At 64.8% G+C, this 26540-nt stretch carries 15 protein-coding genes and 5 pseudogenes; 9 read left to right on the forward strand and 11 right to left on the reverse strand.

Annotated elements, in window-relative coordinates; translation table 11 throughout:
• Positions 1 to 123: 123 nt before the first annotated feature.
• Positions 124 to 1356: an IS4 family transposase gene (locus tag ABTZ59_RS34760; protein ID WP_351424199.1), complete on the forward strand. Its 1233-nt coding sequence runs from the start codon at positions 124 to 126 to the stop codon at positions 1354 to 1356.
• 208 nt (positions 1357 to 1564) lie between these two features.
• Here ABTZ59_RS34760 and ABTZ59_RS34765 read toward each other — a convergent pair whose 3' ends face one another.
• Positions 1565 to 2521: a LysR family transcriptional regulator gene (locus ABTZ59_RS34765; protein WP_351424134.1), complete on the reverse strand. Its 957-nt coding sequence runs from the start codon at positions 2519 to 2521 to the stop codon at positions 1565 to 1567.
• 547 nt (positions 2522 to 3068) lie between these two features.
• Here ABTZ59_RS34765 and ABTZ59_RS34770 point away from each other — a divergent pair.
• The 7 genes from ABTZ59_RS34770 to ABTZ59_RS34800 all read left to right on the forward strand — a co-directional run bounded on the left by ABTZ59_RS34770 (position 3069) and on the right by ABTZ59_RS34800 (position 13600).
• The gene (locus ABTZ59_RS34770) at positions 3069 to 4757 is read left to right on the forward strand and encodes an FAD-dependent monooxygenase (RefSeq protein WP_351424136.1); all 1689 of its coding nucleotides are present in this window, start codon (positions 3069 to 3071) and stop codon (positions 4755 to 4757) included.
• A 127-nt stretch (positions 4758 to 4884) separates the two neighbouring features.
• Positions 4885 to 6366, forward strand: coding sequence for a fumarylacetoacetate hydrolase family protein (locus tag ABTZ59_RS34775; RefSeq protein WP_351424138.1), 1482 nt, complete (start codon positions 4885 to 4887; stop codon positions 6364 to 6366).
• 228 nt (positions 6367 to 6594) lie between these two features.
• A complete protein-coding gene (hpaE, locus tag ABTZ59_RS34780; protein ID WP_351424142.1) occupies positions 6595 to 8139 on the forward strand; it encodes a 5-carboxymethyl-2-hydroxymuconate semialdehyde dehydrogenase in 1545 nt (514 codons plus the stop codon).
• Positions 8140 to 8381: 242 nt separating this feature from the next.
• Positions 8382 to 9167 carry a 2-oxo-hept-4-ene-1,7-dioate hydratase gene (gene hpaH, locus ABTZ59_RS34785; RefSeq protein ID WP_351424147.1) on the forward strand — a complete coding sequence of 262 codons (786 nt, stop codon included), beginning with the start codon at positions 8382 to 8384 and terminating at the stop codon, positions 9165 to 9167.
• The gene (locus ABTZ59_RS34790) at positions 9152 to 9955 is read left to right on the forward strand and encodes an HpcH/HpaI aldolase family protein (protein WP_351424150.1); all 804 of its coding nucleotides are present in this window, start codon (positions 9152 to 9154) and stop codon (positions 9953 to 9955) included. Before hpaH ends, ABTZ59_RS34790 begins: the two co-directional genes overlap by 16 nt.
• 747 nt (positions 9956 to 10702) lie before the next feature.
• Complete coding sequence (locus ABTZ59_RS34795) at positions 10703 to 11962, forward strand: MFS transporter (protein WP_351424156.1); 1260 nt, start codon at positions 10703 to 10705, stop codon at positions 11960 to 11962.
• A gap of 393 nt (positions 11963 to 12355) precedes the next feature.
• Complete coding sequence (locus ABTZ59_RS34800) at positions 12356 to 13600, forward strand: alpha-hydroxy acid oxidase (protein WP_351424160.1); 1245 nt, start codon at positions 12356 to 12358, stop codon at positions 13598 to 13600.
• Between the two features lie 30 nt (positions 13601 to 13630).
• Here ABTZ59_RS34800 and ABTZ59_RS34805 read toward each other — a convergent pair whose 3' ends face one another.
• Positions 13631 to 13762: a hypothetical protein gene (locus tag ABTZ59_RS34805; RefSeq protein WP_351424164.1), complete on the reverse strand. Its 132-nt coding sequence runs from the start codon at positions 13760 to 13762 to the stop codon at positions 13631 to 13633.
• Positions 13763 to 13953: 191 nt separating this feature from the next.
• Between ABTZ59_RS34805 and ABTZ59_RS34815 the strand changes: the two genes are divergently transcribed.
• Complete coding sequence (locus tag ABTZ59_RS34815) at positions 13954 to 14979, forward strand: IS30 family transposase (RefSeq protein WP_503003853.1); 1026 nt, start codon at positions 13954 to 13956, stop codon at positions 14977 to 14979.
• Between the two features lie 38 nt (positions 14980 to 15017).
• On the opposite strand, the pseudogene ABTZ59_RS34820 reads toward ABTZ59_RS34815, so the two are convergent.
• The 9 genes and pseudogenes from ABTZ59_RS34820 to ABTZ59_RS34855 all read right to left on the reverse strand — a co-directional run.
• Positions 15018 to 16207 (reverse strand): annotated as a pseudogene (locus tag ABTZ59_RS34820) (IS3 family transposase).
• Positions 16208 to 16671: 464 nt separating this feature from the next.
• Entirely contained in the window at positions 16672 to 16896 is a 225-nt protein-coding gene (locus ABTZ59_RS37485) for a transposase (RefSeq protein ID WP_503003854.1), read from the reverse strand.
• A gap of 88 nt (positions 16897 to 16984) precedes the next feature.
• A pseudogene (locus ABTZ59_RS37490) lies at positions 16985 to 17347 on the reverse strand (hypothetical protein); the annotation flags it as partial.
• A 183-nt stretch (positions 17348 to 17530) separates the two neighbouring features.
• Positions 17531 to 18388 carry a 3,4-dihydroxyphenylacetate 2,3-dioxygenase gene (gene hpaD / locus ABTZ59_RS34830; RefSeq protein WP_351424168.1) on the reverse strand — a complete coding sequence of 286 codons (858 nt, stop codon included), beginning with the start codon at positions 18386 to 18388 and terminating at the stop codon, positions 17531 to 17533.
• 258 nt (positions 18389 to 18646) lie between these two features.
• Positions 18647 to 20095, reverse strand: a complete 1449-nt coding sequence (locus ABTZ59_RS34835; RefSeq protein ID WP_351424172.1) for an aldehyde dehydrogenase family protein — start codon at positions 20093 to 20095, stop codon at positions 18647 to 18649.
• Between the two features lie 48 nt (positions 20096 to 20143).
• Entirely contained in the window at positions 20144 to 21754 is a 1611-nt protein-coding gene (locus ABTZ59_RS34840; protein WP_351424175.1) for a thiamine pyrophosphate-binding protein, read from the reverse strand.
• Positions 21755 to 23070: 1316 nt separating this feature from the next.
• Positions 23071 to 24581 (reverse strand): annotated as a pseudogene (locus tag ABTZ59_RS34845) (Na+/H+ antiporter).
• Positions 24582 to 24662: 81 nt separating this feature from the next.
• Positions 24663 to 25784 (reverse strand): annotated as a pseudogene (locus tag ABTZ59_RS34850) (IS630 family transposase).
• Positions 25785 to 26215: 431 nt separating this feature from the next.
• Positions 26216 to 26398, reverse strand: a pseudogene (locus ABTZ59_RS34855) (alcohol dehydrogenase); the annotation flags it as partial.
• Positions 26399 to 26540 lie beyond the last annotated feature (142 nt).

The raw sequence follows: 26540 nt of genomic DNA on the forward strand, positions 1-26540 counted from the left end.
GAGATGCCCGTGAACAACGGATGCGCTAGAACCGAACGATCCACATTGCCCTTCACCAGCACAGCATGCCCACCCGCTATCACGCACCAACTCGTTAGGGGCGATTCGGTCGTTGTTGGTGGTGTGCCAAGAGCGGGTCAGTTGAAGTCATTTGGTGAGCGGTTGTCGGATCGGGTCGCGGTCGGGGTGCTGACGCAGGCGTTTCCTCGGTCGCTTGTGGATGAGGTGTTGGCGGAGACGGGGCGGATGCAGCAGAGGAACCGGCTGTTGCCGGCCCGGTTGGTGGTCTACTTCGTGTTGGCGATGTGCCTGTTCTCGGGGCAGAGCTATGAAGAGGTCGCCCGGCTGCTGACCGCGGGTTTGCAGGGTGCGCGGCGTTGGCGTGCGTCGTGGGTGGTGCCGAGTACGGCGGCGATCTGGAAGGCCAGGTCCCGGTTGGGTGTGGCACCTCTGCGGCAGCTGTTTGCGCGGGTGTGCCGTCCGGTTGCCACGCCAGGCACTCAGGGCGCCTTCTACCGCGGCTGGCGGCTGACCGCGATCGACGGCACCACGTTCGATCTGCCTGACACGAGCGCGAACGTGGAGGCGTTCGGCCGTCCGCCCCGCTCCGGTCGGGGTGAACAGAACGTCGGCTGCCCGCAGTTGCGCATGGTCGGCCTGGTGGAATGCGGCACCCGCGCCATCTTTGACGCTGCGACCGGAGCCCTGCGCACCGGAGAGCAGACTCTGGCCCGGGCGGTCCTGGTGTCTTTGCGGCCAGGGATGTTACTGCTGGCCGACCGTGGTTTCTACGGCGTGGACCTGTGGTGCAAAGCTGCAGCAACTGGGGCGGACCTGCTGTGGCGCGTCCGCAAAGACCTCGTACTGCCGGTAGTTGAGCAGCTGTCGGACGGCTCCTACCTCACCGAGATCTTCGACCGGAGCGACATCCACCACACCCGTCGCGGGGTCCCGGTGCGCGCGGTGGAGTACACCATCGCCGGCCACGAGTGCGTCTACCGACTCCTCACCACGATCCTCGACCCGGACAAGGCCCCAGCCGCGGAACTGGCCACCCTCTACGCCCAGCGATGGGAGTTCGAGTCCACACTCGACGAAATCAAGACCCACCTCGGCGGGGCACACCTGGTACTGCGGTCACAGCACCCGGACGGAGCCGAGCAGGAGCTCTACGGCTTCCTGCTCGTCCACCACGCCATCAGACACCTGATGCACCAAGCCGCGCACCAGACCGACCAGGACCCCGACCGGATCTCCTTCACCCGCTCACTGCGTGTCGTGCGCCGCCAGGTCACCGACCAGGCGGCATTTTCCCCCCGGCAGACTCGCTCGCGCGATCAAAGCCACCCACGCTGAACTCCTCGAACGCCTCCTGCCACCGAGACGCCGTCGATCCAACCCCCGCGTCATCAAACGCGAAGTCGCCAACTGGCCCCTCAAACGTGCCGCCCACCGAAGTGCAGACCACCCACCCACCGTGGCCATCACCCTCGTTGGCGCCACCAAACCGAAACGGATCAAACGCATACCAAAGCACTAAGTTACCGGTATTGAGGTTAGCCGTTCAGAGCATGCCGGTTCTGCTCACCGGTGTGCCATCACGCGAGCTGAGCAGTCCCGCAATTGCTTCACGGCAGTAGGCACGCAGCGCCTCTATCCTGGCCGTCTGCCGTGCACCAGGCGCAGTGGCCAGCACGACGTAGTTTGCGGGAAGTTCATCTGCGATGGGGCGGTACACGATCGACCGCCCGTCGTACGTCAAGTCGCCGTGTGGGCGACCCATGATGATGGTGTAACCGAGGCCTCGTGCGACGAGCGAGCGAATCGTCTCAACATTGGCGCTTCGCCAGCGCACTCGAGGTGTAATGCCAGCGTTGCGCAGGATCTCCTCTACGTGATCCGTGGCGGGGCGCATGGCAAGAAGAACGGCGTACTCGTCGCGCAGTGCGCTGAGGGAAACTTCGTCCTGGCTGGCTAGTGGATGACTGGGAGAGACGGCGAGCTGCAATCGAACTGGGGTCAGACGCTGAATCTCGACCTCGGAGACGATGTGGTTCTCGTACAGGAGGGCAGCGTCCAGTCTCCCTTCGGTCAGGAGAGTCTGGAGCCCCGCTGACGGTCCTTCCTCCAGTTGCACGTCGATCGCAGGGTGATGCTTCGCGAAGTAGTCCGCCAACTGAGGAAACAGCCAAGGGGACAGAGTGGTGAAGACTCCGACGCGGAGCGGGCCGCTCAAGTCCCCGCGGATGGTTCCGGCCAGCTCCTTGATGTCCTCGACGCAACGGTCAATCACGAGCGCAGCGTCGTAGACACTGCGCCCAGCATCAGTGATCTCAACGCCTTTGCCGCGCGTGCGCAGCGTGAGCTGGACATCGAGGAGCTTCTCGAGTTGCGTGACGGCGAGGGATACCCCGCCAGGGGACACGTGCAGTCTCTTTGCCGCCTCGGTGACCGAGCCGCTCTCGACGACTGCGCAGAAGTACTGCAACTGCCTCAGCGAGAGCGCCGACGCTACGTTCACTTCTACCTCCCTAAACTATCAATCACGATAGTTGTCATTGATTGATTTGGCGAGACCGCACACACTCGACCTGTTCGATCAATTGAGAGTTCGCCACAGAGAGCGCCCAGATCCCGAGGATTCGACGATGAACGCCAACCCTGCGCCCGCGCCCCGCGCAGGGGCGGTCTGGAAGGGTCTCTACGCACCCCCACAGATGGGGCCACGTCAACCTTTCTCGGCAGTGTGGCGGATTTCTGTGGCTTTCAAGCACTGCACAGGCGCGTCCGCGCTTAGATTCGCGTATTTCTCGTCCGCCTCACCCGACCTGCTGATCGTCGCGATCGGGTCGTTCGGAGCCCTCGCCGCAGGAGGCGCTGCGCGTCCACTCTGCGAGACCGTCTTCGGGTGTTGCCGGCGACAGTTCCGGGCGCAAGGGCCCGTCACCACGATGCTGATAACGGGCGCTGCCACCGCTCTCATCGGTCTGCTTCCCCTGTACGACCAGGACGGCGAGAAACGGGCACGAGCTTGCGCGACCGCCGCCGACCGATAGGAGTCTCATAAAGTGACCAACCCAACCGCCTTCGACGCCGATGTCATCATCGTCGGCGGAGGGCCCGTCGGCCTGCTGGCCGCCATGGATCTGGACTCGCGCGGAGTCTCGGCCATCGTCATCGAAGAAAATCCCTACCTTGACCCGCCGAACGTCAAGTGCAACCACGTGTCTGCTCGCACGATGGAGGCCTTGCGCCGCTTCGGGCTGGCTGACAAGGTTCGCTCGGCCGGTCTGCCCTCCGATCACCCTCAGGACGTCGCTTTCCTTACCTCGGTGACCGGCGCTGAGTTCGCCCGCATCCCAATCCCGTCCGCCTCCGCACGTCGCGATAGGACCGGCGAGGGCCCCGACACCAACTGGGCGGTCGCCGAGCCAGCACATCGCGTCAACCAGCAGTTCCTCGAGCCCATCCTCGAGGAGCATGTGGCTTCCCTTGAGCACGTGAGTCTTCGCAACGAGAGCAAGGCCATCGCAGTGTCTCAGGACGAGGATGGCGTGACGGTGCAGGTCGCACCGGTAGGCGGGGAGGAGACGACTCTTCGCGGCCGTTACCTCATCGGCGCCGACGGCGGCCGTTCGCTCGTACGGAAGATCATCGGGGCCAAGTTCCACGGTGACCCGGTCCTGCAGCATGTCCAGTCGACATGCATAAGGGTGCCGGATCTGTACAAGCACATGTCGGCCGGAAAGGCGTGGGGCTACTACGTCTACAACAGCCGCCGGAACGGCCACGTCTACTCCATCGATGGCGTCGAGACGTTCCTGATCCACACGTACTTGGGCGCCGATGAAGTCGAGCGCCAGGAAGTCGACCGGGACCGCGCAATCCGCGACATCCTCGGAATCTCCCAGAAGCATTCCTACGACATCGTCTCCCATGAGGACTGGACCGCCCGTCGTCTCGTGGCAGACAAGTTCCGCGAAGGGCGCATATTCATCGCCGGTGACGCCGCTCATCTCTGGGTTCCTTACGGCGGATACGGCATGAACGCAGGTATCGCCGACGGCCTCAATCTGTCGTGGCTCCTGAGTGCTGTGATCGTCGGCTGGGCGGACGAGTCGATCCTGGACGCTTACGAAGCCGAGCGCCAGCCGATCACGGACCAGGTATCTCGCTTCGCGATGTCCCACCTACGGAGAATCGCTGATACGGATGCGCCCGCCGACCTCGCGGCCGATGGCCCCGCAGGGGAAGCAGCCCGCAGGGCCTTCGGGAAACTCGCCTACGACTTGAACGTCCAGCAGTTCGCGGCTGCGGGCCTGAACTTCGGATACATCTACGAGGACAGCCCCATCATCATCGCGGACGGCCCGGCACCGGAGTACACCATGGGCTCCTACACACCGTCCACGGTGCCGGGTTGCCGTCTTCCTCACCACTGGCTCGCGGACGGTTCGTCGCTCTACGACCAACTCGGTCCGTGGTACACGCTCGTCGCCCTCGAGCACTTCGATGCCGCGGAGAATTGGGCGGAAGAGGCACGCGCTGCTGGTCTGCCCGTCACCGTGGTCAGACTTCACGGAGTTGAGGACTGCGCTTATACGACCCGCTTCGTGATCGCTCGTCGCGATCAGCACGTGGCGTGGCGTGGCTCAGCACTGCCTCCGGACGTCGCTGCCTTTGGCGCTCGTCTCGGTGCCGCAACCCGCTCGCGAAGCGATCAGGGCGCCGACATTCTCACCACCTCCACCCACTGAGACACCCGGCCCTGCGGCTGGTGAGAACGTCCCCAGCCGCACATGGCCCCTGTCCGTCCGTCTACACAGGAACCCTGCCCAAAGGATCATCCCTTGTTGATCCAGCAGGTACACACGCGAAGGCCACATGATGAGCATCGCACCCACACACGGCCCCCTTCCTTTCACGCCGGGAAAGATCATTGCCGTTCACATCAGCTACGAGTCGCGTGCAGCGCAGCGTGGCCGGCGCCCTCCCGCTCCCTCGTACTTCTTCAAGCCGTCAAGCTCCCTGGCAACCTCGGGCGATGCGGTCGAGCGTCCCGAAGGCACGGAGCTGCTCTCCTTCGAGGGCGAGATCGCACTCATCATGGGTACGCCCGCGCGAAGCGTCTCACCCGCCGACGCCTGGAATCACGTGGCATGGGTGACGGCGTCGAACGATTGGGGTCTGTACGACCTGCGGAGCAACGACAAGGGTTCAAACGTGCGCAATAAGGGCCGTGACGGCTATACGCCCGTCGGCCCGCAGCTCATCGACGCACGTTCGGTCGATCCCGCCGCGCTGCGCGTGCGGACGTGGCTCAACGGCGAGCTCGTACAGGAAGGGGATACAACGGACCTCATCTTCCCGTTCTCTCAAATCATCGCCGATCTCTCCCAGCACCTCACACTCGCGGCCGGCGACGTCATCCTCACCGGCACTCCGGCTGGTGCATCGGTGGCTGCCCCAGGAGACATCGTCGAGGTCGAAGTCGATGCCCCTCACGTAATCGGTGAACTGAGTTCGGGAAAGCTGACGAGCCGCGTAATCCGCGGTCGTGGCGGCTTCGATCCCGCGATCGGTTCACTCCCCCTGGCCAGCGACCTTCAGCGCGAGGAGGCATGGGGCTCGCGCGAGGCCGCAGGACTTTCCGACGCCGCCCCAGTCCTCCCCGTAGAGCTGCGGGACAAGCTGCTTGAGGCACCTGTCGCTGGGCTGTCTCAACAGCTGCGCAAGCGCGGCCTCGACAACGTCTCGATCGACGGCGTGCGCGCGACCAGGCCTGGCACGAAGCTCGTCGGTGTCGCGAAGACGCTCCGTTTCGTCCCGAGCCGCGCAGACCTCTTCCGCAGCCACGGCGGAGGCTACAACGCACAGAAGCGTGCGTTCGATGCCGTGCAGGAAGGCGAGGTCATCGTCATCGAGGCTCGCAGTGAGGGCGGCTCCGGCACCCTCGGCGACGTCCTCGCCCTCCGCGCTCTTGCACGCGGCGCAGCGGGTGTCGTCACCGACGGCGGCGTACGCGACTATGCAACGGTCGCCGGCATCGGCCTCCCCATCTTCAGCCTGGGACCACACCCCGCCGTGCTCGGCCGCAAGCACGTTCCGTGGGACACCGACCTCACGATCGCGTGCGGTGGCGCCACTGTCCAGCCCGGCGACATCATTGTGGGCGACGACGATGGCGTCATCGTGATCCCTTCGGCAATCGCCGAGGAGGTGGCCGATGCCGCACTCGCTCAGGAGAGCGAGGACGCATGGATCGCAGAGCAGGTCGCCGCGGGAAACTCCATCGACGGGCTGTTCCCCATGAATGCCGAGTGGCGCGCCAAGTACGAGGCAGCCGTCAAGGTCGAGCCATGCTGACGGCGACGGCGCAACTTGCCGTCGGGAAGCCGGAGCGAGCGCACGGCTGAATGAGCCGACCGCCATCTCATCCCCCAGCACATGCGCGGTAAGCCGACCGTTCAAGATCACATTCGCCTGGCAGCCGACTTCGGAAACCGGAGAGCCTGTTCCTCAAGAAGGTGCCTTCCAACCTGACAGACCCGCTTCAACGTTCAGTCTCATATCGCTTGCGCACCGGAGAGCCAGATGACCGACACCACGACATCCGCGCGACACGTCCCCAACGACCTGCCCACGCGCATCCAGCACTACATCGACGGCGAGTTCGTCGATTCACTCGACGGAGAAATATTCGACGTACTCGAACCCGTCTCGAACGAGGTATACGTGCAGGCCGCAGCCGGCAACAAGACCGACATCGGCCGCGCCGTCGCCGCAGCCCGCCGTGCATTCACAGACGGCCCCTGGCCGCGCATGCTGCCGCGCGAACGCTCGCGCGTGCTGCACCGCATCGCCGACATCGTCGAGTCCCGCGACACCCGACTCGCCGAGCTCGAGTCGTTCGATTCGGGACTACCTATCACGCAGGCGCTCGGCCAGGCACGCCGTGCGGCCGAGAACTTCCGATTCTTCGCCGACCTGATCGTCGCGCAGGCTGACGACACCCTCAAGGTCCCGGGCCGCCAGATCAACTACGTCAACCGCAAGCCCATCGGTGTCGCGGGACTCATCACGCCGTGGAACACGCCCTTCATGCTCGAGAGCTGGAAGCTCGGCCCCGCCCTTGCGACGGGCAACACCGTCGTGCTCAAGCCAGCCGAGTTCACACCGCTGTCGGCATCGCTGTGGGCGGGAATCTTCGAAGAGGCGGAACTCCCCCAAGGCGTCTTCAACCTCGTCAACGGCGTCGGGGAGGTCGCCGGCGACGCGCTCGTAAAGCACCCCGACGTGCCGCTCATCTCCTTCACGGGCGAGAGCCGCACGGGGCAGATCATCTTCGGCAACGCCGCCCCCTACCTCAAGGGCCTCTCCATGGAGCTCGGCGGCAAGTCACCTGCCATTGTCTTCGCCGACGCCGACCTCGACGCCGCGATCGACGCGACCATTTTCGGTGTCTTCTCGCTCAACGGCGAGCGCTGCACGGCCGGCAGCCGCATCCTCGTCCAGCGAGACGTGTATGACGAGTTCGTCGAGCGGTACGCCGCCCAGGCGAAGCGGGTGAAGGTCGGCTATCCGCACGACCCCGCAACCGAGGTCGGCGCTCTCGTGCACCCCGAGCACTTCAAGAAGGTCATGAGCTACGTCGAGATCGGCAAGGGCGAAGGCCGCCTTGTGACGGGAGGCGGATGCCCGGAGGGGTTCGAGTTCGGCAACTTCGTCGCCCCGACCGTCTTCGCCGACGTCGCCCCCGACGCCCGCATCTTCCAGGAGGAGATCTTCGGCCCTGTCGTCGCGATTACCCCCTTCGACACAGACGAGGAGGCCCTCACACTCGCGAACGACACGAAGTACGGTCTCGCAGCTTACGTCTGGACGAATGACCTCAAGCGTGCCCACAACTTCGCTCAGGCCATCGAGGCGGGCATGGTGTGGCTCAACTCCAACAACGTCCGCGATCTGCGCACGCCCTTCGGCGGCGTCAAGGCGTCGGGCCTCGGACACGAAGGCGGCTACCGCTCAATCGACTTCTACACCGACCAGCAGGCCATTCACATCACACTCGGCAAGGTCCACAACCCCACCTTCGGTAAGGAGGAACAACACGCGGCCAACAACTTGGCAGCGTCTTGACGTGATCGTGCGCCAGCAGCTCAACTCGGAACACCCGACAGCCTCGCGCCGCTGCTCAAACAGGTGATTCCGTTCTTGAGTACGGACACGATCACCACCGGCGCAGCCCGATCATCCACTGGCAGTTGCGGCAGCACACGATCCGCCGGTCCAGGCGCAGCCCACACTCCGGCCGCTTGCTCCAGACGGCCCGGTCCCCTCAGCGGGGAGCGTCCGCACCGCCGCCTTACGGAAGAGTCATCGTGCTTACGAAAGACATCATCACGTCGCTTGCGGAAGAACTCGCGGAGGCAGAGCGGACGCGCGGGGTCATCCCGCGCATCACTACGCGCTTCCCCGAAGCTACCGTCGAAGACTCGTACGCCATCCAAGGTGTATGGAAAGAGAATAACTTGGCGGCCGGACGGCGCCTTGTCGGCCGCAAGATCGGGCTCACCTCGCGTGCGATGCAGGCCGCGACTGGCATCACGGAGCCCGACTACGGCGTCATGTTCGAGGACACCATATGGGAGAACGGCGCGCACATCCCGCACGACCGCTTCTCCAACGTCCGCATCGAGGTCGAGCTCGCCTTCATCCTGAAGGAGCCGCTTGCAGGCCCGCACTGCACGCTGTTCGATGTCATGCGTGCGACGGAATACGTCACACCCGCCCTTGAGGTGCTCAACTCCCATATCGAGCTCGAGGGCCGCACCATCGTGGATACCATCTCCGACAACGCCGCCTATGGCGGGCTCGTGCTCGGAGGCAATCCCACCAGCCCCGATGCGGTCGACCTACGGTGGGTGTCGGCTCTCCTCTACCGCAATGAAACGATAGAGGAGACGGGCGTCGCCGCTGCTGTCCTGAACCACCCGGCGGCGGGGGTCGCGTGGCTCGCCAACAAGGTGCACCGGCATGGCGAACGCTTGGAAGCCGGCGAAATCATCCTCGCCGGCTCCTTCACCCGTCCCATGTGGGTGGGCAAGGGCGACACCGTACTGGCCGACTACGGACCGATGGGGACTATCTCATGCCGCTTCATCTGAACCCGCCCCTCCGCGACAGTCTCGCCGCAGCCCAGCGCCCGCTCTTCGGAGGATGGGTGTGCTCTGTCTCTCCCATTATGGCTGAAATCATGGCGGGATCAGGGCTCGACTGGGTGCTTATCGACATGGAGCACGCCCCCAACAGCCTCGAGTCCACGCTCGCGCAGCTGTACGCCGTCTCGGCATACCCCGTCACACCCGTCGTGCGCGTCCCCGCCGCCGACCCCTTGACCATCAAGCAGGTCCTCGACCTCGGTGCCCAAACGATCCTCGTGCCCATGGTCTCGACCCCCGACGAGGCGCGAGCTGCCGCGGAGGCCGCGCAGTACCCGCCCAGGGGCCGTCGCGGCGTGGGGAGCGCCCTCGCCCGCTCCGCCCGCTGGAATCGCGTCGACGGCTACCTCCATAGCGCTGCAGACCACGTCTCTGTATTCGTGCAGATCGAGACGGCTGAGGGCGTCGCAAACGCGGAGGCGATCGCCGCGACCCCCGGCATCGACGGCGTCTTCGTCGGTCCGAGCGACCTTGCCGCATCCCTGGGCGTCCTGGGGCAGCAGGCGCACCCCGACGTCATTGCTGCCGTCCACCGCACCTTCAACGGCGTCGCCGCCGCAGGCAAGCCCGTCGGAGTCAACGCCTTCGACCCGCAAGCGGCACGTGCTTACGCGGACGCCGGGGCGCGCTTCGTCCTCGTCGGAGCCGATGTCGCCCTCGTCGCACGCGCCTCCGAGGCCCTCGCGACAACCTTCATCCACGGTACGGGCGACGCGAAGCGCGCTTCGTACTGACTGACGGGAGCATGCAAGACGGAGGACCGGCTGTAGTCACAGGAAGGGGCCAGGAGCGGCGACGAAAATGCCAGCCAAGCCATGCATCTCGGTAGCGCCGGGTTGAGATGCGTCCGGTCAGCAGCATCAGGCATGAGCCCCGGCGGCGTCGCGAGCAGGTTGGTACCGCGCAACAGCGGTGGCCCGGACCAGGACGATCCGGGACAGTGCCTACGGCGGCCGACTGCTAGATCGTTTCCTGGGCGTGTCTCATACACCCACCCGCCGGCCCGCTTATGTCCCTCGCGCCTTGGCGGCGTCTGCGCAGGGTGAGCTGCACGTCAAGGGGCTCTCCGCGGGTTTCGACAACGCCGATAACACTCCCGCCGGAGATTCTGGGAGGCGCCGGGGGACGGTCGCCGCCGAGGCGCCCTGAACCACGGTCGCGAAGGGTTCGAGGCAGCACATTGTGACCCACTTCAAAATCCCACAACAAGTTATCCAGATACTTATCATTGTCCGACTTGGGCGCTGCGGGCATGGTGGTGGCGCACCACCTGGTCGCAATTCAGCATCTACCCGGTGGCCACCGCCGTGCCACGCGATAGCGGTGCGCTACCTGGCCGCGATACGGGACCCACCCGGCAGAGCCGCGCCGAAGGGATGAGCCCAACCATGAGGACCAACTCGACCACGTTTGAGCGCGAAGGACGAACGTACCCCAAAGGGCAGCCTGGGCCCCAAGACGGACGTCTCACAGACCGCAACATGAGGCGCATCCTTGCCTCAAGCTTCTTCGGAAGCGCCATCGAGTTCTACGACTTTCTGCTCTTCGCCACAGCCGCGGCGGTCGTCTTCCCGACGGTGTTCTTCCCGAACACGAGCCCGACCGTCGCGACGTTCGCCTCCTTCGGCACACTCGCTGCTGGCTACATCGCCCGTCCGCTCGGTGGTGTGATCTTCGGGCACTTCGGGGACCGAGTAGGACGCAAAGGCGTTCTGGTGACCTCGATGCTCCTGATGGGCATTGCGACGACGCTCATGGGCGTGCTGCCATCGAGTGCCCAGATGGGCGCTTTCGCCCCGGTTCTACTGATTATCCTGAGGGTGGTGCAGGGGCTTGCCGTCGGCGGTGAGTGGGGCGGAGCGATGCTCATTGCCCTCGAACACGCCCCCGGCGGCAAGCGCGGTTTGGCCGCGTCGTTCGCCAACCTCGGTGCTCCGGCCGGCGCGGGGCTCGCCGCGCTGGTCATCGGCGTCGCAGGTCGCCTGCCTGATGAACAGTTCTTCTCCTGGGGCTGGAGGATCCCGTTTCTGGCGAGCCTCGTGCTCGTAGCCATCGGACTGATCATCCGTCTGAAGGTCGCCGAGAGTCCGCTGTTCAAGCAGTTCGAGGCCGAGGCCGAGCGGCGCCGGATGCCGATCGTGGAGGTCTTCACGCGGCACCCGAAGAACCTTTTGCTCGGTGTGCTCGTCGCGATGAGTCAGCTGACCATTTCCGGCATGTCCACTGTGTGGGCGGTGAACTTCGCCGTATCGCACGGCGCAGACCGCAGCGGTGTGCTGAACTCGAAGGCCCTGTCCTCCCTCGCTCTGTTCGTGGCCACGATCATCAGCGCCCGGTTGTCCGACCGCTTCGGCCGTAAGCCGATACTGGTCACCGGCATCGCGGCAGCCACGCTGTTCGCCTACCCAATGCTCCTGCTCGTCCAGAGCGGCACGGTCGCCAGCTTCACCATAGCCGTCATGGCCGGCCAGGCCATTCAAGGCATCATTCTGGGCCCGCTCGCCGCCTTCCTGGCCGAGTTGTTCCCGACCGCCGTGCGATTCACGGGCTCCTCCCTCTGCTTCCAGGGCGCGTCGGCTCTGGGCGCCGGGCTCACGCCGGTCGCCGCCAGCGCCTTGGTCACAGCGAGCGGCAGCGTCGCACTGTTGGGCGGGGTATGGGCTGCCGTCCTGCTGCTCTGCCTGCTCGCCGTCGTCCTCACCACCGAGGGTCGGCGACGTGACCTCGCCACAATGGTCTGAGACTCACTTCGCCCACACTCGAGCGCAAGCGGGCATGGCGCAACCCTTGGACGTCGACCGACACTGCCGAGAGCATGCGCGGCAGCCTTCAGACGCGACCCCGCGCTCAAGCATCACCTTGGGATATGCGAAGGCATCATGCACCAGGGGCAAAGTGAGCTGCTCGGAACATGACAGGCGTTAAGGCCCTTGCTGCACAGCTCGTGCAGGAGAAAACAAGCACGCTGTTCAGGGCGCCGGGCACGCACCTCGACTACCCCATGGATGGCCCGGCCCAGCGCGGGGAAGAGATCCAGTTTGGGAGCCCGCCGTGAGCAGGGGGTCGGCTACTTCACATACGACGGATCGCCGACGCTGAACGCAGCGACAGACTGAGAAAGAAAGAACATACAGATGGCAGCACTTCAACGGCGCATCCCGCGACCGCGCGACCTTGCGCCGCTCCTCACCCTCAAGCCGCGGGAACGCGATGCGACTGCGCGCCGGTTGGCCAGGGCGCACTCAATCTGGGACCTGCGTCGGATCGCGAAACGACGCACCCCCACGGGTCCGTTCGACTACGCCGAGGGAGCGGCAGATGCCGAGATAGGCATCCGACGATCCCGAGAGGCCTTTGAAGATCTCGAACTGCGGCCCGGGATCCTGCGCGATGTCTCAATGACGGACACCTCGACGAGCGTGTTGGGCGCCAACGCCGCTTTGCCATTCGGCACCGCTCCTACCGGCTTCACCCGGATGATGCACTCAGCAGGCGAACTCGCGGTCGCTGCGGCCGCCGAACGTGCCGGCATCCCGTTCTCGCTGTCCACCCTGGGCACGACCTCCATCGAGAAAGTCGCCGCTGCGGCACCCACGGCCCGGAAGTGGTTCCAGCTCTACCTCTGGAAGGACCGCGACCTTTCGCTGCAACTCGTGGCCAACGCCAAAGCAGCAGGATACGAGGCGTTGTTGGTCACTGTCGATGTCCCGGTCGCAGGTAACCGACTGCGAGACAAGCGCAATGGCATGACGATCCCCCCGCAACTGACCATGAAAACGTTCATCGACGCCTCGTACCGTTGGCAGTGGTGGTTCGACTTCCTGACGACCGAGCCATACTCCTTCGCCTTCGACACCAGCGGACAGGGATCCACCAGCGACGTGGTCCGTCGACTGTCGGATCCGACTGTGACATTCGAGGATCTCGCCTGGCTACGCGCTGCCTGGGACGGCCCGATGCTCATCAAGGGCATCCAGACAGTCCGTGACGCCCAGCGGGTTATTGATCATGGTGCGGACGGGGTGGTGGTCTCCAACCACGGCGGACGCCAGCTCGACCGGGCACCTGTCCCGCTGCACCTGCTCCCCGAAGTCGTTGACGCCGTCGGCGAACGCGGGACGATCATGCTTGACACCGGAATCATGAGAGGCGCAGACATCGTCGCCGCCCTCGCTCTCGGAGCGGACTTCACGCTCGTCGGCCGCGCGTTCCTCTATGGGTTGATGGCAGGCGGAGAGGCGGGGGTGTCGCGCGCCATCGAGATCCTCGCCTCCGAGATCCAGGGCACCATGAAGCTTCTAGGCGTTACGACCGTCAACGAACTGAATCGCGACCACGTGCGATTGATGAGCCGGCGAGCCGTCGTGCCCCCGACCTGACAGGGGCACGACGGCACCATAGGCGACCGATCATGCAACTGCCTCCCAGGTCTCGGCATCCCGTATATGCCATACCGGCCCTTCGAGGCCGGAACCCTTGCCCGCACGCAGAGCCAGTGGTGGCTGATCGGTGCCCGTGCGCTCCAGGGCATCGGAGACCACGAAGGTTCCTCCTGTTTACTACGGCAACCCTCTTTCAGGCCACCCCGAATCGGTCACGTGTCGTAGGGCAGCGAGCATGGTGAGCGTCAGTGGGCTTGATCCACTTTCTTAGATTCAACCGGTCGGAGCAACAGTGCTGGTTGAGGACGGTTTACGTGGCGAGACTGGGTCGGCCGGGGATGTCGGACGAGATGAAGGCCGACCTGTGGCGGCGGTGGAGGGCCGGGGAATCGATCAGCGTCATCTCAAGGCAGATCGGTAAGCCGCCCGGTTCGGTGTTCACCGTCCTCAAGCACCACGGAGGAATCGCTCCCGGACCCCGCAAAGCGCGCGCCGGAAGCTTGACCATGGGCGAGCGGGAGGAGATCTCACGTGGTCTTTGTGCCGGAGAGTCCTACCGGGCCATCGCCGGCCTCCTGGGGCGTGCAGTGTCGACGATCAGTCGTGAAGTCAGCAACAACGGCGGACGCGACGTCTATCGGGCGATCGCTGCACAGGAACGGGCACTTGACCGCGCCCGGCGCCCGAAGCAGTGCCTGCTCGCCCGAAGGCCCGCGCTGCGGCAGAAGGTGCTGATCCTGCTGAGGGAGGAGTGGTCGCCGGAACAGATCGTCGGCCACCTCCGTCGGCATCACGGTGACGACCCGAAGATGGAGATCAGCCACGAGACGATCTACCGATCGGTCTACACCACCCGCTGGAAAGTGATCCCTCGCGAGCTGTGCAAGCGCCTTCGCACTGGCCGCCCGATCCGGAAGAACAAGCGCCACACGGTGAAAGGACAGTGGCGCTCGCAGATCACCGATGCCCGGCCGATCGAGGAGCGGCCCCAGGCGGCGGAGGACCGCAGCGAGTTCGGGCATCTGGAAGGCGATCTGGTGATCGGCTCGAACAACAGCCAGGTCGCCACGCTGGTCGACCGGAAGTCACGGTTCCTCACGGTCGTGAAACTCGCCAGCCGCCATACCACCGTGGTCGTTCCCGCTCTGGCCAAGACCTACGAGCGCATGGACCCCCGACTACGCGGCACGCTGACCTGGGATCGCGGCATGGAACTGGCAGCCCACAAGCGTCTGAGTGCCGACACCGGCGTCGACGTGTTCTTCGCAGCCCCGCGCAGCCCCTGGCAGCGCGGCACCAACGAGAACACCAACAAGCTGCTCCGGCAGTACCTGCCCAAAGGCACAAACCTGTCGACGTTCAGCCAGGACGACTGAGCTGCCCTGGGTTTCGTAGCGGCCGGGTTTGTATGGTTTCAGGCGGCGTTCGTGGCGGCCTGGGATCGGTGGTGCCGGGCTTCGTATTCCTCGGGTGGGAGGTAGTCGAGAGCGGAGTGCAGGCGTTCGGTGTTGTACCAGCCGACCCATTGGACGACGGCTCGTTCTACCTGGTCAGCGTCCCGCCAGGGGGTCCTTGATGCTCGATCACTTCCGCCTTGAAGGAGCCGTTGAGGGCCTCGGCCATGGCGTTGTCGTAGCTGTCCGCGACGGAGCCGGCCGAGGCGGTCGCGCCGGCCTCCAGCAACCGCCCGCTGTAGCGAATGGACACGTATTGCGATCCGCGGTCGCTGTGATGGATCAGGCCTGAACCCTTCTTGATACCCCGCCGCCAGAGCGCCATTTCCAGGGCGTCCAGTGGGAGGCCGGTACGCATGTGGGTGGCGAGCTGCCATCCGACGATCATCCGTGAGTACACGTCCAGGACGAAGGCGACGTAGACCCAGCCCGACCAGGTGCGGACGTAGGTGAGGTCAGCGACCCACAACTGGTTGGGGCGGTGGGCGGTGAAGTGCCGGTTGACCAGGTCCGGCGGTCTGGGTACGGATGGTTCGGGGATGGTGGTGCGTCGCCGTTGCCCGCGGATCACGCCTTCCAGACCGTCCTGGCGCATCAGCCGCTCGATGGTGCAGCGGGCCGCGGTGATGCCCTCGCGTTGCAGTTGGCGGTGGGATTCGGCGGGCTCCGTAGGTCGCGCCCGAGGCCGCGTGGACGCGGCGGATGTGCCCGATGAGGTGCTCATCGCGCAGTTGCCGGGCGGACTTGGGACGACTGCGGCGGGCGTTGTATGCCGAGACCGAAAGGTCCAGTTCCCGGCATACGGGCTCGATACCGAACCGGGCGCGGAGGTGGTTGATCACCGCGTCGGCCTCGTGCGGGGCTGGTCGAGCTCCTTCGCGAAAAACACCGAAACGGCCTTGAGGATCTCGTTCGCCCGCCGCAGCTCGGCTATCTCCTTGCGGAGCTGGCCCAGCTCGGCTCGCTCCGCGCTGGTCAGCAGATCAGGGCGGTCGCCTTGATCGGCCTCGGCCTGGCGGACCCAGTTCCGCAACGCTTCCTTGTGGATCCCGAGGTCACGGGCCACATGAGCGACCGGACGCCCTGAGTTCTGGACCTCACGGATCGCTCGTTCGCGCAGTTCATCGGGGTACTTCCGTGGTGCAGGCATCGGACCTGTGTTCTCCCATCCGCCAAGGCGATCATGCCTGGCTTCAGGGCCGCGCTACAAAACCCGGCTCAGCTCACGACCTTGACGCCATCGCGACGAAGCTGAACAACCGTCCGCGCAAGTGCCTGGGATTCCGCACACCAGCCGAGAGTGTTGCCTTGACCGGTTGAATCTAAGGACCGAGCGGTCACCCCGTCGGCACAGCCCGACGATCTCGGCCTTGAACTCCGGCGTGAACGAACGGCGAGGGCGGCGAGGCTTCTTCTTCCCCATGCTCTCCATGATGGACATCCTCCCGGGGCTGAACCCCTGATCTCGAATGTCCGTCAAAGTGGATCAAGCCCACCGCCCTCGACAGCCAGGTTCAGCACGCCGGCTGACGTTACGGCGTTCCTCGCGAACAACAGCCCTGCGGAGATCAAATCAGCATGTTGATTCTCTGCGAGCCCTTATTGATCCAAAACTCAAAGAGTTCTATTCGAGGGTGTACCGGATGTGTGGGCCCCCGAAGTAGCCGCGGACGATGTGTGGCTGTCGTTGGCGGCGGTGGAAGAACCTGCGGGTTTCGGCGGCGAGTTGGGCCTGGTTCGGGCGCAGCTGTGCATCGGAACGCTTTGTTTGAGGTCGGCGTTGACCAGTTCGTCGGGGTTCAGCTCCGGTGAGTACGACGGCAGGAAGTGCAGCTCGATGCGATCGGGGTGATCGGCGAGTCAGGCGCGTACCGCGGGAGCGGTACGCGGAGTGACCGTCCACGACGAGGTGCACCTTGCGGTCGCAGTGGCCGGCGAGCCGGTCCAGGAAGCGGCACGTGGCATCGGCGTCGAAGGTCTCGGTGAAGACTATGAAGTGCATGCGGCCCTTCGTGCTGATCGCGGGCATCGCGTTGACGGAGAACCGGTTGCTGGTGCGGCGGACAACGGGCGTGCACCCCTTGGCGCCCCAGGTGCGGCCGGTGACCTGGTCGGCGAAGAGCACGTCACTGCCCTCCGCCTTCGCTTTCGCGCGGATCACCGGCCAGGTCTCCTCCCGACAGACGCGGACCGCCTCCGCGCTCGATGGCTCGCTTGTACGGGCGCTGGAACGACAGGTTCCAGCGCCGCAGGTACTTGCCCACACCTTTCGCCTCCCTCGCCAGTTCACTCACGCAGGGATCAACACCCAGAACACCTACCGTTTCGGATCAATAGCGATGTCTGACCGGTGTCGGAGAAATCACCAGCTCCTCGGAAGTAAGTGGCCAGGCGTCCCGTGAGGGAATTCTGGCATCAGGCCGTGTCCTCTTGTCGGATTACAGGCTGCCCAAGCTCCATGTATGCGCCCGGCTCAGGCGATAGGATCGAGACTGAAATCGACCACGACTTGGCCAGTGCCCGTACTGGGAAAGTATTCGCACAACTGCTCCCCGTGGCCATGATAGGAGGATCGTCCGAGGATGCCGAAGAGCATCCCGGTGTCAGCCATTGCCCCCTCGCCGCTGCACCGCACGCTGTAGTCGGGGAGCATTTCAAGGAACTCCCCTATCCGACCGTCGCACCACATTTCGAGTACGGCGTGGTCCATCTGCGCGTTAAATTCCGCGCTGATGGAGTTCAGGTACTTGCTGGTGAGCGCGTTGGTGGGGAACTGATGCGACAGGGAGCCGCTCGCCAGGAAAGCTACCCGACGGCCGCTACGCCTTGCGGCACGGGCGATAGCCTCGCCGACGCGTAGATTTTCCTCGATGGTGGAGTACAGGTTGCAGCCGATTGGTAGTACACGGACTTTGGGTTCCTGGCTGTTCATGATATGCATCGGCACCAGCGTGCCGTACTCGAGTCCCAACTCAGGGATGTCATGGACCAGGGACTTCTGCCCACCGGTGAGGATTTCTTCACCGATAAGCGCCGCTAGTTCCGGGTCGCCGGGATAGGAGTAGGTCAGTCCTTGGATGAAATGTGGAAGTTCGTGGGACGCGTAGCGTCCCTCATGACGCACCTTTGCGTTGAGATGAAATCCGGAGCTGTTTAGCCAGTGGGTGTCGGCGATGACGAAAGTGTCCACCTGCCGTTCCTGGGCCCTTCTGCTGACCTCGGCGAGAGCTTCCTCGGCCTGGCGTCGGATGCCGTGATGCTTCCCCTCTTGGAGGGACAACCAGATGGAGGGGACGTGTGTGATTTTGGCGGCGAGGACGATCTCACCCATTTCCGTCTCCGTTCACTTCTGTGGGCGCTGCTGTGGAAAGGAAGCGTACACAGCGCCATGTTTGGAATTTGAGGCCGATGTAGAGACTTGGCCATCCCTTATTTGAAATCTCGCCAGCAGTAATTCGAAGAATGTGCGTCGCGAAACGCCGAGCTGGAAATGTTATTTCCTGTCACTAAAACGCCGCGTTCACTCGCTCAGCCCCTACTCAATACTGGGCTGTAGTTCTTTCTGCTCGGGCGAGCGAGAATCGGAGCGTCATCCTTCTGAGCTTCCATGCTGCAGAGACTTTGGGACGAGGTATTCTTCGACGCCGTAGACGCCGCGCTCGCGGCCGTACCCGGAGTGTTTGACGCCTCCGAACGGAGCGTCCCAAACCGTCGGGGCATCGCTTTGGATCACTCCGCCCACACGAAGCTGTCGGGCGACCCTCTCGAAGCGCGCATCGTCCTCGGTCCACACGCGTGCGATGAGGCCGAACCGAGTTCCTTCGGCGAGCTCGACCGCATGCGCTTCGTTGTCGGCAGGCTGAATGGCCAGCACGGGCCCGAACACTTCTTCCTGCACGATCGGCGCGCTGGAGTTGTCGGCCACGACGACGGTAGGAGCGACGTACCAACCGCAGGTGAGGTGGGAGACGTCCTTGGACGCTACGGTACGCACACCTGCGGTCTCACCGGCCAGCCGGATGTGCTCGGCCACCGTCTTTCGCTGTCCCTCGTTCGCCAGAGGGCCGACCGTGCTGGCCGGATCGAAGGGGTCACCCACGACGACTTGTGCCATCACACTGCGGACTTCGTCTTCGGCCTCTTCAAGGAGGCGGCGCGGAACAATCAGCCGCGACAAAGCCGCACACGTCTGTCCGGCGTTGGCGAAACAGCTTGCGATCGTATGCCGCACCGCGGCACGGACCTTGTCGTCATCCAGGACAATCGCCGCGCTCTTTCCGCCCAGCTCGAGCGATGTGCGCGTCCCCCACCGAGCAGCAGACATGGCGACTTGCCGACCGGCTTCAACGGAGCCTGTGAAGGAGACGAAGTCTGCGCGTGCATGGCCGGCGATCGCACTGCCTACACTTCTGCCGCTTCCACAAACGACGTTCAGTACGCCAGCGGGGAGCCCGGCCTTGGCGAACGCTTCCGCCACGAGGTAGGTCGTGAGCGGGGCGACGCTCGGCGGCTTGATGACGATGCTGCAACCAGCTGCTATGGCTGGCGCTACCTTGAGCGCCGCTTGCATCAGTGGATAGTTCCAAGGGGTGATCGCTCCGACGACGCCCGCAGGCTCGCGGACCACGTCCGAGTTGCCGATCCTCTCTCGCTGCGTGATCGCGTCAAGGGCTGAGGCCACCGTGTGGCGGAAGGCCGCGAGGCCCAGGGCGACCTGCGTTCCGTGGACCTGACTTGCCACGGTCCCGACTTCCGCCTGCATAGTGGCGGCGAGGTCATCTGCCATACTTTCCAGGATGTCCGCGCCCTTCTCGACCACAGCGACACGATGAGTAGGCGCAACGTCCGCCCACTGCTTCTGCGCACGTGCGGCGGAGTCGAATGCGCGGTCGACGTCCTCAGGAGCGGCGGACCGGACCTTGGCGATCTCCTCACCGGTCGCGGAGTTGTCCACCTGCGCGTACGACGTCCCCGACGGGACGACGCGGGCGTTATCCAGCCACAGCGAGTCGTCGACGATGCCCCTGGGTGATGCCATGAGTCATCCTTCCTAGATCGTGAGTTGGTGGGCCGAGCACGTCGCTGCTCAGCCGATGGACGGTTCCGCCAGGAGCTTCCACGGAGAGGGAACGTCGTCAAACGGAACCTCGATGAGCACGGGTGCGTCCGTCCCTCGGGCGTTCCGAATCGCGTCTCCGAGCCCCTCGGGCGTGGTGACTCGCTCGCCAGCGACGCCAAACTGTTGGGCCAGGGCCACAAAATCAGGGTTCTGGAGGTCGACGCCGATGTTGCGACCGAACATTTCGGACTGAATACGCTGCACGTTGCCGAACGCATCGTTGCGGAATACCACAGTCACGAGCCGGATGTTGTACTTGGCGGCGGTGGACAGCTCCTGAAGCGCCCACCCGAAACCACCGTCACCGTTGATCGAGACAACCTGTCGGCCCTCGGCTCCAACGGCGGCACCGAGGCCGGTCGGGAAACCGTAGCCGAGCGTGCCCTGGTATCCGGGCGTCACGTAGGTTCCTGTCTGGTACACGGGAAATGCCAGGCGCGCTGCGTAGCCGATCTGCGTGAGTTCTTCAATGAAGATGCCGTCGTCTGGCATGGCGCTGCGGATTGCCTGAAGCCACTCCAGCTGAGGCGCAATCCCTCTCAATGCATCACGTTCTCGCTTACGGCAACCGTCGAGCACAGGCGCTTCACGCTTGACCTGGGGAAGGGAATTCGTGATCGCCTCCAAAGCGACCTCGGCTTTGGCGATGACTGCGACATCGAACTGGCGCGGCGCGCGCACATCCGCAGGGTCAGCGTTGATGGCGATGAGGCGGTGGCGTCCGGGCCGGATAACCGGTTGCCCAGTCATGGTGATGAAGCGAGTACCGACGGCCAGAACGACGTCCGCGTTTTCGAGGAATTCCGCGCCAGCCAGGCGCGACAGGGCAAGCGGGTGCCGGTCGCTGATCGCGCCCTTACCGTTTCGAGTGGTGATGACAGGCGCGCCGAGGAGTTCGGCAAGTGCCTGGAGCGCGGCGCTGGATGCAGCATCGCGAACCCCTCCGCCTGCAACGATCGCGGGCCGCTCGGCGCTGGCGAGGAGCTCAACGGCACGATCGACCGATTCCACGTCGATCTCGCTCGTGTTGTCACCAGCAGGGTTCACCACCCCGGCGGTCGTCTTCGCCTGGAGCACGTCCGGGGGAATTTCAAGACCGACAGGCCGCGGACGTCCGCTGGAGACCTGCTTGAACGCTTCGCGGACAAGGCCGGGTATCTCCTCAGGAGACTTCGCAATCCCATTCCATTTGGTGAGCGAACGCAGAAGGTCCGTCTGCCCCTGGATTTCATGGAGCAGGCCGAGACCTCTTCCGATGGCCGGTGAAGGAATCTGACCGGAGATACAGACAACGGGGCTGTTCGTCGCGTACGCCGTTGACAACGCCGCGCCGGCGTTCAGCAGGCCGGGCCCGGGCACGACCATGCAGACACCGGGCCGGTCAGCCACACGTGCGTAGCCGTCCGCCATGTACGCGGCACCCTGTTCATGCCGCGTCGAAATAAAATCGATCGACTCGCGGTTCTGTGCAAGACCGTCCACCGCATGATCCAGCTGAATGCCCGGGACCCCGAAAACGGTCTCAACGCCTTCCGTGATCAGCTGTTCGGCGAGAAGTTCTCCGCCGGTCTTCTTCATTTGCATCCTTCCTTTCCCCGCGTAAGCCTTCGGCTCTCAGCGTTCCTTGATGTCCAGCTTCTCTTGCTCGTGTGAGGAGAAAACGGGAACGGAAAAGAGGGGCGAGAGCGGGAGTTCCTCGAACCGCGGTTGGCGTTGAGATCTCTTGTTCGGATCTGCCGGTACGATCAGAATCGCTACGAGGTGGATGACCAGCACTCCCCTCCCCGCCGAGGCCCGTACCAGCGATTCCTCCACCGCCGGCGAACAAGGACGTCGCGATGAAGGATGTGAAGACCGAGTTGAGCGCTGAAGCGGTCTGGTGGCACAGCGAAGCACCGGCGAAACGCAGGCGCGTGGCGAGCGACTCGGCCAGGAACACGGCAAGCAGATCGAGGATGGCGCCTTGGATGAAGTGATTCCTCAGTGATCCCACCCTTCCGTCTCCTTCGGTGAACCCAGGCCGAACGAGTGATGTCCAGCCGCGCGTCTGGTGCCACCGCTGCCACCACCTTGAGCTACTTGGAGGTTTACGGCAATCACAAATATCGGGCCCGACAGTTCAGAAATCTTAAACTTCCATCACTCGGCGCCGGGCGTTTTGGTGAACCACTGTCATGGCGCCAGCTGCCTCCCTCTATGCCGACCGTCTTCGGGGACTGGACCCCGGTTCGGCTGTCTCCCGGGCCACGCCGAAGCCCACCGCGTCGAAACTGTCGCCGGCGTCGGTCTTCGCCTTCGAGGCGGGCACGCACCGCTTTGTTCATGTCGCGGCTCTCGGTCGGCCGCGTTGTCGTACACGTACGCGAGGCAACCACACAAGGGAGCAGCCGAGTTGAACTGGACGGGGCGCATCCCCAGGTTCCAAGATCGGTTGAGATGCGGCTTCTCACACGCTCGCACGACGTTCTGCGGTTGTTCGCCGTTGGCACGCAGAGTGACGAGCAGCTGATGCCGCTCCGTGAAGCACGCGGCACTGTGGATGCGCCAAATGCCGCGCCGGGACGGGACGTAGACGCCACCCCAGTGCACCATGATCGCCGCAGCGCATGGCGCCGTCTGTTACCAGCCACCGATCGACGCGCCCGAGATCGGCAGTGCGGAGCTGACCAGTACAGGCGGCCATGATGCGGCGATCTGCCGCCAGCCCCCGCCGAGGTCGCTCCGAGTGCGATGACTTCCGCGTCGCTGGACGACCAGCGAGGCTTCGCTGAGGCCGTCCCGGACATCGTCGTGGGAAGGGACATCGACGAGGGACGTCTCGCATGTGCTGGGGCACAATCGACGGATTCAACGATGCCCTGAAGCGGATCAAGGCCGAGGCATCCAACCGGGAATCACTCTGCCGAGTGCCGCCTCGACAACCGTACTTCCTCGATGTCCAGGCGCCGTTGCACCTGGCGCAGCACCGTGTCGTCGATCTCGTGCTCGTCGCGCAGCCGCAGCACGGTGGCGCGTTTGAGGGCCAGGAGTTCCAGGCGCAGCTCGGTGGAGTGGCGGTCGTGGCGCAGCACATTCTCATCGTCGGTTTCTCCGCCACACGCCCGCAGGAACTGCAGGTGGGTCTCGTACTCCTGGCGCATGCGTTCTGCGACCGCGTCATCGGTGCCCAGGTCCGCGGCGACATGTGGCAGTGCCCTGAGGGCATCCTCGGTGGCAGTGGTCTCGGCGAGGAGTAGTTCCTCTGCCGCGGAGTGGTCGCGTGGCAGACGCGCCCAGCGGACCACGCCGGGCAGTAGGAGCCCCTGGACGACGAGGGTGGTGGCGATGACACCGGAGGTGACGAAGATGATCGTGTCCTGGTCGGGGAACGGAGCGCCCGAGCCCAGGGTAGTCGGCACCGACAGCGCGACCGCCAGTGACACCGCGCCGCGGAAGCCTGACAGGGCGCTGACTACGCGGGCGCGGTAGCTCATCCGGCGCAGACGCTGCTGAGGGCGCCTGTCCAGCAGGCGAATGAGGTACACAGTGGTGAACAGGAAGCCGAACCGGGCCCCGACGACCACTGCGGAGACGCCCCCGACTGCGATCAGCGCGTGTGTGAGGTCCGTACTGCCCAGGCTGCGCACGGCGGACTGCGCCTGAAGGCCGACCAGGACGAACAGGGCACCGTTGAGGAGGAACGTGGACAGTGACCAGAACTCCTCCGCTCGGCGTCGGGTGGCAGCTCCCACCATGCGCGGTCCCGCCTGACTCATGATCAGCCCGGCCACCACGAGCAGGAAAGCCGTGAAGGGGATCAGGATGGTGGCCACGTTGCCCAGCAACGGGTTCAAGTTGAAGACCTGCCGGAGATGGATCCAGAGCCAGGCAATCAGCGCGCCAGCTGAGGCGCCGCCGACATACGAGAGAAGGAACAACCAGGTCACGTGCGGGACGGTGAGGTATTCTTCGCCGACCGTGATGCCGACCGCGAGTCCGTAGACGACCAGCGCGGTGCCGTCGTTGATGAGGCTTTCGGCGCGCAGGAGGGTGACGTTCCGGCGGGGTAGGGCCTTGGCGAGGACGCCGACGGCGGTGGCGTCGGTCGGGGCGACGGCGGCACCCAGCACCCATGCAGGGCCCAGCCGAGCCCGAGAGCATGAGCCACGACGGCAACGGCGCCGACGGTCGCGATCACCAGGGTGGTACTGAGCAGGACGATGCCGCGCAGGTCGCGGCGGATCTCGCGCAGCGAGGTGGTCAGGCTCTCCCAGTACAACAGGGCCGGCAGGAAGATCAGCAGCACAGCCTCGGGCGGCAGCTGCGCCTCGCGAAAGGCGGGGATGAAGCCCAGCAACGCCCCCATGACGAGCAGCAACACGGGCGACGCGAGACGCAGACGGCTGCCGATGCCCTCCCCGACCATGATGGCCAGGCCCAGGACCACGATGAGTTCGAGGCTGAGCACGGTGTGTCTTCCGGTCGGATCGGAAATGGCTTCAGTGGGCTAGTGTCCTGCGCCGGAGATCCGTTGGCAGAAGCGGGCGAGGGAGTCGAGGATCTCTTCGGCTGTTTTGGTCCAGGTGAACGGGCTCGGGTTCGCGTTCCATTCCTTGACCCAGGCACGGATGTCAGCTTCCAGGGAACGCACACTCTTGCGGGCGCCGCGGCGAATCTTCTGGTCGGCGAGGAACCCGAACCACCGCTCCACCTGGTTGATCCAGGAGGAGCCGGTGGGCGTGAAGTGCAGGTGGAACCGGGGGTGTTTGGCCAGTTATGCCTTGATGGCCGGGGTCTTGTGGGTGCCGTGGTTGTCGCAGATCAAGTGGATCTGCAGGTGTTCGGGAACCTCTTTCTCGATCTTGATGAGGAACTTCCTGAACTCCGCTGCCCGGTGCCGGCGGTGCAGGGAAGTGATGACTTCACCGGTCGCGACGTCGAAGGCCGCGAACAGGGTGGTCAGACCGTTGCGGACGTAGTCATGGGTGCGGCGCTCAGGCATGCCGGGCATCATCGGCAGCACGGGCTGAGAGCGGTCCAGAGCCTGGATCTGGGATTTCTCGTCCACCGACAGCACCACCGCGCCTTCGGGCGGATTGAAGTACAGCCCCACCACGTCGTAGACCTTCTCCACGAACAACGGGTCCGTCGACAGCTTGAAGGTGTCGGTCAGATGCGGCTTCAGCTGGAACTTCCGCCAGATCCTGCCCACAGTCGACCTCGACAGACCACTACGCTCGGCCATCGATGAACGCGACCAATGAGTGGCGTTCTTCGGGATCTCCTCCAACGTGCTGACCACGACCGCTTCCACCTGCTCAACACTGATGGTGGGCGGCCGACCCGGCCGGCGCTCGTCCACCAGCCCGTCCAGCCGGTCGGCCAGAAACCGGCGACGCCACTTGCGGACCGTGTCCGCCGCGATCCGTAACTCCCGCGCCACCACAACAATCGGTGGGACATCAGCACCGGCACACGCCAGCACGATGCGAGCCCGCAAAGCCACTGCCTGCGCAGACGACGCCCGCCGGGCCCAACGCTCCAACACCGCACGCTCATCGGATGTCAACAACAGCGGTTCCAACTTCGGGCCACGACGAGGCGCCGGCACATCCACAGAAGCAGTCATACACAAACTAACGACGGACCTCCGGCGCAGGACACTAGGCTGTCGGGCTTTGGGACCGATCCCACCACGGATTGCACTCGACCGGTCCGAGCAGCAGTCGAGCGAGCAGGAGAATCGTCGGGACCAGCAGGCTGACACGCATGCCGTGCGGGGAACCGGATTCCGTTGGTGATCAGCACGCCATGGACCTCGATAGCCGTGCGTCGGCCATCTGCCGGAAGGTGTCGACCACACAGCCGGATGTCCTCGGCCGGTGCCCGCGAGTCGGCAGTGGCGGGGGCGATCCGACGAGCACGAGCGGTTGCTCACAGGAAAGAACGCGGTCGGCGGTGGGCGGTGTGTACAGCGATGGAGGGCGGTTGGGACCCCGTACGGGGGAGTCACGGGGGAGACTACCCCCGTGCGGGGCGCTTTGAGTGCCTGGTGGGGGCTCAGGCCAGGGTGGCGGTGTCAATCACGAAGCGGTAGCGGACGTCCGAGGCGAGGACCCTCTCGTACGCCTCGTTGATCTCCTCGGCCGGGATGACCTCGACCTCGGCACCGATGCCGTGCTCGCCAGCGAAGTCCAGCATCTCCTGGGTCTCCGGCAGGCCGCCGATGAGCGAACCGGCGCTCCGCGACGAGTTCCGCAGGCGGGCGCCTGCTACTTCACGGTTTTGCTCAGCCGCAGCGGGGTCGGGCGTACCTACCAAGGTGGGTGGACCCTTGCCTGGCGTGTTCGGCTCTCCTTATGGTTCCGAGGCCGGGTGAAGGGAG

The sequence above is a fragment of the Streptomyces sp. NPDC094034 genome (genome assembly GCF_040303865.1).
Taxonomy (GTDB): Bacteria; Actinomycetota; Actinomycetes; order Streptomycetales; family Streptomycetaceae; genus Streptomyces.

What these genes read in the sequence shown, in the direction of transcription:
- hpaE (WP_351424142.1), top strand. Translation starts at nt 6,595, where the DNA reads ATGACCGACACCACGACATCCGCGCGACACGTCCCCAACGACCTGCCC.
- ABTZ59_RS34795 (WP_351424156.1), top strand. Translation starts at nt 10,703, where the DNA reads ATGAGGCGCATCCTTGCCTCAAGCTTCTTCGGAAGCGCCATCGAGTTC.
- ABTZ59_RS34815 (WP_503003853.1), top strand. Translation starts at nt 13,954, where the DNA reads ATGAAGGCCGACCTGTGGCGGCGGTGGAGGGCCGGGGAATCGATCAGC.
- ABTZ59_RS34800 (WP_351424160.1), top strand. Translation starts at nt 12,356, where the DNA reads ATGGCAGCACTTCAACGGCGCATCCCGCGACCGCGCGACCTTGCGCCG.
- ABTZ59_RS34775 (WP_351424138.1), top strand. Translation starts at nt 4,885, where the DNA reads ATGATGAGCATCGCACCCACACACGGCCCCCTTCCTTTCACGCCGGGA.
- ABTZ59_RS34835 (WP_351424172.1), bottom strand. Translation starts at nt 20,095, where the DNA reads ATGGCATCACCCAGGGGCATCGTCGACGACTCGCTGTGGCTGGATAAC.
- hpaD (WP_351424168.1), bottom strand. Translation starts at nt 18,388, where the DNA reads ATGGGTGAGATCGTCCTCGCCGCCAAAATCACACACGTCCCCTCCATC.
- ABTZ59_RS34840 (WP_351424175.1), bottom strand. Translation starts at nt 21,754, where the DNA reads ATGAAGAAGACCGGCGGAGAACTTCTCGCCGAACAGCTGATCACGGAA.
- ABTZ59_RS34790 (WP_351424150.1), top strand. Translation starts at nt 9,152, where the DNA reads ATGCCGCTTCATCTGAACCCGCCCCTCCGCGACAGTCTCGCCGCAGCC.